This is a genomic window from Pseudomonas neustonica, assembly GCF_003797945.1.
Classification (GTDB): domain Bacteria; phylum Pseudomonadota; class Gammaproteobacteria; order Pseudomonadales; family Pseudomonadaceae; genus Halopseudomonas; species Halopseudomonas neustonica.
Genome location: NZ_RKKU01000069.1, coordinates 1 through 1454 on the forward strand (window position 1 = coordinate 1; position 1454 = coordinate 1454).

2 protein-coding genes are annotated in these 1454 nt (G+C 43.5%); both read left to right on the forward strand.

The genetic code is table 11. The features are described from left to right. Nucleotides 1-337 precede the first annotated feature (337 nt). A complete protein-coding gene (locus EF096_RS20125) occupies nt 338-778 on the forward strand; it encodes a phosphate-starvation-inducible PsiE family protein (RefSeq protein ID WP_123891516.1) in 441 nt (146 codons plus the stop codon). A 37-nt stretch (nt 779-815) separates the two neighbouring features. Continuing rightward, complete coding sequence (locus tag EF096_RS20130; RefSeq protein ID WP_123891517.1) at nt 816-1106, forward strand: ribosomal L7/L12 family protein; 291 nt, start codon at nt 816-818, stop codon at nt 1104-1106. Nucleotides 1107-1454 lie beyond the last annotated feature (348 nt).

A 1454-nucleotide genomic window follows, 5' to 3' on the forward strand; every position in this document is an offset into this window, starting at 1 on the left:
GGCAAGAGCAGACCTATTTGAATACATCGAGCGGTTCCATAATCCTAGGATGCGACGTAGAGTTGCTGCGCAGGATCAAAAGCTCTTAGCTGTTTTATAACCGTCCGTGGAAACGGGGTAGAACCCGGTCGAATCGCTAAAGCGCTGTTGCGCAGCAACGCGGCCCGTTACAAAAGCGTTAAGTGTTTTGAGGGTGAGATGCATTCGAGGTAGTAGATGCTTTGGTTGAAAATGTACAACAAGGCGCATCGTTCGCTCCCTGTGTTCGCTGGGACGCCAATCCGTTGCGCGGTTCGTCGCCCGCGTACTATGCGGTATGTAATGGAGGATCTAACCGGTGAACAAAAGTATCGATAAATCAGTCTCGCTAATTCATAGAGCAAAAAAATGGATGTCATTCGTCGTTCTTATTTTGATGACGGTGGTTGTTGCTATCGCGATTGTAGAGCTAGGTATGCTGCTCTATTTGGATATATTTGATTCAACAGACGACGTGCTTTTTCTTGAGATAGATGAGCTGTTCAGGATTTTCGGGTTCTTTTTTATTATTCTTATTGGGTTCGAGCTTATAGAGACAGTGGAGATGTATTTCAAAGACAATGTCATACATGCAGAGGTTGTCTTGTTGGTCGCAGTTATAGCGGTTTCTCGGAAGGTGATTTTGCTGGATTTGGAAAAGTATGATCCCTTGGCAATAATAGGTTTGGGTTTCATTATTCTTGCTTTAGGTGGATGCTATTTTCTGATCAAGCTGAGTTATAGAGGTAGGAATGTTTAGTGTGAGCTGCTGCTCCCTGTTTTAAGGAAGAAATATTGTGGTTGAATTACTTGGATTATTGTTTCCGTCGTTGGTTGTACTGTACCTGGTTGTTAATATGCAGATTAACGCTTACAGGAAAAGAATTCGTTTTCTGGAAATTAAGGTGAATGCTCTTATAGAACATACGGGTATTGAATTTGACGATAGCACGCTAGTTCCGGTTGAGGTTCATCAAGCTGTTAAAGCAGGGAATAGGCTAAAAGCGATCAGGGTCTATCGAAAAATCACGGGCGCAGGCTTAAAGGAGGCATCCGAGGTGGTTGATGGCTTGATTAAAAACACATAACAAGGCGAATCACTGCCCTTGGGTCTAATGTTACACACCATTTGCCATCATCACCGTGGCTGTATTTAAAAGGGAATTAGATGAAGAACGCTTTACAAATTGGAATTTTATTATCCATTTTCAGTTCGCTTAGTGCGTGCGGAACATTTATTGGACGATCTGAACCAAGGCCGGTGGAAGGTGAATATTACAATAGTACCAAGGGCGACCTGCTTTTACTTGGGGCGGTTGCAGGAGCTGAGTGCAACACGGTTATTGAATTGACGCAGGAGCATCATATTGCATAGCCAAGGCTTTCTGCATCACTTCGCTCATGACTTCGATAGGACATTTGAAATCGAAGCGCTT